The sequence below is a fragment of the Burkholderia sp. E168m23 genome (assembly GCF_016586125.1).
Lineage (GTDB): Bacteria > Pseudomonadota > Gammaproteobacteria > Burkholderiales > Burkholderiaceae > Burkholderia > Burkholderia orbicola.
In genome coordinates this window covers 1-5,763 of record NZ_BCPP01000430.1, presented here as the reverse complement: position 1 = coordinate 5,763, position 5,763 = coordinate 1, and the positions used below count along the sequence as shown (strand labels likewise).

Here is a 5,763-nt window from a genome sequence, read left to right as displayed (position 1 = left end):
CGCCGAGCGTCGCGTTGCTGATCGCGTACGTCAGCAACGTCCAGCCCTTGGGCGACATCGGCATGTTGATCGCAACGCCGGACGCGATGAACAGTGCAACGACGTCCGGCACCTGGCTGACGACGGCCAGCCCCATCGGCGTGAGTTCGGCATCCGGCATCGCGTAGCGCTGCTTCGCCGTCTTGTCATACGGACGCGCGCCCTGCTTGAGCAGCGCGCTGACGCGCGCCAGGTTCCGCGGGGTTTTATCCGCCGCGTAGTCGCCCATGGCGACCATCAGCTTCCATTCCTTGCCTTCCAGCGCGTAGCTTGCACTGGACAACGCCATTCCGGCGCACAGGCACGCCACCCCCCGTGCCAGCACGGTAGCGGCTTTTTTCGTTCTCGACCGCATGAACGCTCTCAGTATCGTTGTGTGTATTCGTGGCGCTGTCGCGCGCCGACATGATCGACGAAATACCGCACACGCACAATGTTCGCGCGATACCTTCTAAAGACAGGACGGGAAAGCAATCAGGAAGACGAGGATGGGAAGCGACGCGTGTGGCCCGCTGCGAATGTCCGGTGCGCGCCGGACCGGGCAACCCCGACCCGGCGCTCCGGGCAGCCGACCTCGTATCGGCGGCGCGGCGGATCTTCTTCTGTTCTTCACTACGTCTGCTCTCAGGTTCACTGCATTTTTTTCCTCACCGCGTCGGGCCATTATCCGCTCAATTCAGCCGAAGTAAAACGTTTGCGGTTGCACCATGGCTGTTATACCGGCGATTCGGCAACAATCTTTCCAAATGCTTACGGTCATTTCGACGCGATAGCACCCAGGTTGCATTCATTGCGGCGTTCCTTTTAAATGGAACTGGTTCCATTCATTGAATCGGCCATGTTCGTGCGTGACGAGCAGCCGCGTGCGCGTCATGATGCCGATTCAGGATCGAGGATCATTCCGCTCAGGATTCGCATCGCCCGTCCTTCCCGGACACCCCGTCAAACGAGACCGTCATGCCCGATTCCGCCTCCCTGCAGCACCTGTTTCCCGCCTTGCAAGAGATTCCCGCCGAATTCCGGCTGGCTTCGCCGATCCACCAGCGCGTGTCGCTCGTCGACGGCGAATTGCGCCCGTGGGACGGCGCAACCAAGACCGTGCTGTCGCCCGTGTGCGTGCGGCAGGCGGACGGCAGCGTCGAGCAGGTCGAGATCGGCAGCTACCCGGTGATGGGCGAAACGGAAAGCGACGCGGCGCTCGACGCCGCCGTGCGCGCGTACGACGCCGGCCGCGGCGAGTGGCCGACGATGAAGGTCGAGCAGCGCATCGCGTGCATGCAGGACTTCATCAAGCGAATGGTCGCGCAGCGCGAACTCGTCGTGAACCTGATCATGTGGGAGATCGGCAAGAGCCTTGCCGATTCGCAGAAGGAATTCGACCGCACCGTCACGTACATGACGCAGACGATCGACGCGCTGAAGGAGCTCGACAACGCGAACTCGCGCTTCGTGATCGCGGAAGGCACGATCGGCCAGATCCGCCGCACGCCGCTCGGCGTCGTGCTGTGCATGGGCCCGTACAACTATCCGCTGAACGAAACCTTCGCGACGCTGATCCCCGCGCTGCTGATGGGCAACACCGTGGTGTTCAAGCCGCCGCAGTACGGCACGCTGCTGTTCGAGCCGCTGCTGGAAGCGTTCCGCGATGCGTTCCCGAAGGGCGTGATCAACACGATCTATGCGCCGGGCGCGGTGGTCGTGCCGCACATGCTCGCGTCGGGCAAGATCAACGTGCTCGCGCTGATCGGCTCGAGCAAGGTGGCCGATCACCTGAAGAAGCAGCACCCGAAGTCGCACCGGCTGCGCGCGATCCTCGGCCTCGACGCGAAGAACGCGGCGATCGTGCTGCCCGACGCCGATCTCGACCTCACCGTGAAGGAGTGCCTGCTCGGCGCGCTGTCGTTCAACGGCCAGCGCTGTACCGCGCTGAAGATGCTGCTCGTGCATCGTTCGATCGTCGACGAATTCCTGAAGCGCTTCACCGCCGCGCTCGAACAGTTGAAGATCGGCATGCCGTGGGAAAAGGGCGTCAGCATCACGCCGCTGCCCGGCATGCATCGCACCGCGTACATGACCGACGCGATCGATGACGCGAAGGCGAAAGGCGCACAGGTCGTCAACCATCAGGGCGGCGAATTCAGCAAGACGCTGTTCTACCCGGCCGTCGTGTATCCGGTGTCCGAAGGGATGAAGCTGTACCGCGAGGAGCAGTTCGGGCCGATCATTCCGGTCGCGCCGTTCGACGACGTGGAAACCGCGCTCGACTACGTGACGACGTCGGAGCACGGCCAGCAGGTCAGCATCTTCGGTTCCGATCCGGCGCAGATCGGCGCGCTCGTCGATCCGCTCGTGAACCAGGTGTGCCGCGTGAACATCAACTGCCAGTGCCAGCGCGGGCCCGACGTGTTCCCGTTCGCGGGACGCAAGGATTCGGCGGAAGGTACGCTGTCGGTGAGCGACGCGCTGCGCGCGTTCTCGATCCGCTCGATGGTCGCGGCGAAGCAGACCGACAGCAGCAAGCAGCTGCTCGACTCGATCGTGTCGGATCACCACTCGAAGTTCATCAATACGGGCTTCATTTTCTGAAGCCGGCTTGACTGATACCGGAGCCTCCGTCGCACGCTAATGCGGCGGAGCGCTTCCGGCACACGCTGCGCGGGCTAGACGTTCGTCACCAGCAGCCGAACGCCCGCCACGCCGAACACGACGGCCAGACACGCTTCCATCGCGCGCCGGCCGCGCACATACAACCGGCGCGCCCCGTCCATCGAGAACACCAGCGCATAGCCGCCGAACACCAGGCAGCCGATCGCCAGACAGCCCGGCACGACGGCGCCATGCGCGCCGCCCGCGCCGTTCGACGACAGCGCGACGATCGACACCCACACGAGAATCGCCTTCGGATTGGTCAGGTGCAGCATCGCGCCGCGCACGTAGAAGCGCGACAGCCGCTGCTCGCGCGCCGCGTTCGCCGCTGCCGCCGGCGGCCCCGCCAGCGCCGTGCGGCCCGACTTGAACGCGAGCCACAGCAGGTACAGCCCGCCGAACACCTTGATCGCGACCAGCAGCTTCGACCACGCGAGCAGCGCGGCCGAGATGCCGAGCGCCGCCACCGTCGCCCAGCACATCGACCCTGAAATCACGCCGAGCGCGAATGCGAGCGCCGCCTTGCGGCCCTGGTTCGCGGCGACCGACATGATCGCGAGATTGCTCGGCCCGGGGCTGGCCGTGCCGATGAAATAGGCCGTGTAGGCGAGCAGCAGGTTGGCCGAGAAGAAGGTGTGGACGTTCATGCGAACCTCGCGGGGATGATCGGGAGATTGTTGGCAAACCCGCGCCGTCTGCCCATGGACAATTACGCGGCCAATCGCTGGGCCAGTTGCGTGGCCATGCAACCAATCGCCGCGCCGAACCGTCTCTGTTTTGAAACAACTGGCGCGTTCGCCGCCGGTTCGCGCGATGCGGCGGCGTGCGCTCCATGCAGCCGTTTCACGTCGGCGAACGCACGGCGGGCATGGCCGCACCGCGCGGCACGCATCGTTCCGGCCATTCGCCGGCACGAGCGCGCGATGCGCCGGACGCCCGCGTTACGTTACATCCGTGAAGCATTTCGCGTCGCCGCGCCGCGTCAGGCGCCCGACGTCGCTTACCTGCCGCCCGTAGATGCCCTCCTCGATCGCCTGCGCGATCCAGTCCCGGCGGGACTCGCCGACCGACGCCGGATCACGGCTCAACATTGCTCAACAATCGTCCGGCGGGGCTGGTACGGAATCTGCATTCCGTTCGGGCAGAAGCCGCGCCCGGTACCGCGCGGACATGATTTCACCCTCGGGCGCTCCCACGGATACGCCCGTACGATATGCACACGCAGCGAGGCTCTTCATGGATGCGCAGCCCAATTCGTCCGATACGTCATTCCAGCTCTTCCTCGCGAAAGTGCTCGAACAGCCACTGCCCGACTGGACCGAAAAACAGCAGATGGAACTCGAGATGGCGCGCACGCTGTCGACGCAAATGGTCACGCTCGCCGAAGACATGCGCGGCCGCACGCCCGATCTTGCTCGTTGCCTCGTGCTGCTCCGCTACGCGAAGGTGCTCGACTTCATGCTGACGTCGCTCGCCGCGCACCGCGACATCCATCCGCAGACGCTGCGCACGCTGTTCCGGCTCGCGAACCTGAAGGTCGACGATGCGTATCCGGTGTGAGCGGACGCAAGGGATCGGGCGCCGCGCACGACCGTCGCGGCAACGCCGGCCATGCGCGATTCGCGCGAATGTCGGATAACCTCGCCGCATGAGCGTTAGAAATAGAAACCGGACATCCCGGCTCGCCGGCGAATTCGGCTTCTTCGTGAAGCAATACGGTCGCAACGCGCGGAAGCATCCCGATCGAACGATCGCCGCTACGATCACGACACCGAGCGCATGATGAAGCGACTGTCGCCGGCCGATCGCGCCGATCTGCTGGCCGACGGCGAACGGGACGTCACCCCTGGCTCCCCCTGACTTGCCCCACTCCACACGCACGGCCCGCCTGCCCCTCCACGCAAACGGAGGTACAATCGCGCGCCATGAACGCACTTCGCCGCTTCCTGCTCCGGCCAGGCGTCGCACGACAGTGGCTGTGGGGGTTCCTCCTCGTGACGCTGCTGTCCCGCGCGCTGATGTCGGGCGCCGTGATGCTCGATCCGGACGGTCCGGATGCGGGCTCGGTGGTGCTGTGTTCAGGCCAGGGCCCGCTGATCGTCACCGCCGCCGCGCTGGCCGCCCGCTTCGACGCGAGCGCGCCGATCACGCCGGCCAACGATGCGCTGGCGCTCGTCGATGCACTGAAGCACGACGCGCACGCCGACAAGGCGGCGTCTTCCGGTAACGGCGACAGCCTGTGCGCATTCGGCGCCGCGCTGTTCACCGCGATCGCATCGTTCGTGCTGCTGGTGCTGCTGTTTCCCGCGGCGCCGCCGCGACGCTTTCGCGTTCACTTCGACAGTCTTCCTTTCGTGCGATCGGTATTCGACGATCGCCCGCCCTCCCGCGCCCCTCCTCGGTTCTGCTGAACGTTCCGCCCAGTGGCGCAGGCACGTCGACGTGCCTGCGCGTTCACGCCGTTCGTTTCACCCGACCTGATTCACGCGTTCACCCGCCTGCCCGCATCGCGCGGGCGACGCCGCCCTGCGCCCCGTTTGCGCAGCGCACCGCGCCGCCTGCTGCGGCGATGCCCGCACGCGGGTGCGACGCACGTTGACGGCCGCCGGCCCGCGCCGGCCCCGCCGCTCGACGAACCGAGGAGTTCACACCATGTCGACCACCGTCGATCGGGCCATCTCGCCCGCCCGTTCCGCCAGCGCCGGTTACCGGACGCTCTGGCGCTGGCACTTCTACGCCGGCCTGTTCGTGATGCCGTTCCTCGTGATCCTCGCGATCACCGGCACGCTCTATTGCTTCCAGCCGCAGATCGAGCCGCTGCTGTACCCGCACCGGCTGGTCGTCGAACCGCGCGCGACGCCGCGGCTCGATGCCGACACGCTGCTCGCCCGCGCCCGCACCGCGATGCCGGCCGACGCCACGGCGGTTTCCGTGCAGGTCTCCACCGCGCCGGACCGCAGCGCCGAGTACGTGTTCCGGTTGCGCGACGGCAGCCGCGAGAGCGTGTACGTGAACCCGTACGACGGCAGCGTACTCGGCACGCTGAGCGTCGAGAACCGCTTCATGCAGGTCGACCGG

Annotated in this window: 6 protein-coding genes and 1 pseudogene; 4 read left to right on the top strand and 3 right to left on the bottom strand. The window is 66.1% G+C overall.

Annotated features, from left to right (window positions below):
* Window positions 1-394, bottom strand: a pseudogene (locus JMF90_RS21155) (ankyrin repeat domain-containing protein); the annotation flags it as partial.
* A gap of 602 nt (window positions 395-996) precedes the next feature.
* Between JMF90_RS21155 and JMF90_RS21150 the strand changes: the two are divergent.
* Complete coding sequence (locus JMF90_RS21150) at window positions 997-2,625, top strand: NADP-dependent glyceraldehyde-3-phosphate dehydrogenase (RefSeq protein ID WP_011694510.1); 1,629 nt, start codon at window positions 997-999, stop codon at window positions 2,623-2,625.
* Between the two features lie 74 nt (window positions 2,626-2,699).
* Here JMF90_RS21150 and JMF90_RS21145 read toward each other — a convergent pair whose 3' ends face one another.
* Together JMF90_RS21145 and JMF90_RS21140 are read right to left on the bottom strand one after the other, a co-directional pair.
* The gene (locus JMF90_RS21145) at window positions 2,700-3,332 is read right to left on the bottom strand and encodes a LysE family translocator (protein WP_011694509.1); all 633 of its coding nucleotides are present in this window, start codon (window positions 3,330-3,332) and stop codon (window positions 2,700-2,702) included.
* Between the two features lie 294 nt (window positions 3,333-3,626).
* Window positions 3,627-3,776, bottom strand: coding sequence for a hypothetical protein (locus JMF90_RS21140; protein WP_166488163.1), 150 nt, complete (start codon window positions 3,774-3,776; stop codon window positions 3,627-3,629).
* A gap of 145 nt (window positions 3,777-3,921) precedes the next feature.
* Here JMF90_RS21140 and JMF90_RS21135 point away from each other — a divergent pair, with 145 nt between their 5' ends.
* From JMF90_RS21135 to JMF90_RS21125, 3 genes are all read left to right on the top strand, one after another.
* Window positions 3,922-4,245: a hypothetical protein gene (locus JMF90_RS21135; protein WP_006484612.1), complete on the top strand. Its 324-nt coding sequence runs from the start codon at window positions 3,922-3,924 to the stop codon at window positions 4,243-4,245.
* Between the two features lie 365 nt (window positions 4,246-4,610).
* The gene (locus JMF90_RS21130; RefSeq protein ID WP_011694508.1) at window positions 4,611-5,096 is read left to right on the top strand and encodes a hypothetical protein; all 486 of its coding nucleotides are present in this window, start codon (window positions 4,611-4,613) and stop codon (window positions 5,094-5,096) included.
* 241 nt (window positions 5,097-5,337) lie between these two features.
* On the top strand, window positions 5,338-5,763 hold a 426-nt coding region (locus tag JMF90_RS21125), incomplete at its 3' end, for a PepSY domain-containing protein (protein ID WP_201325395.1).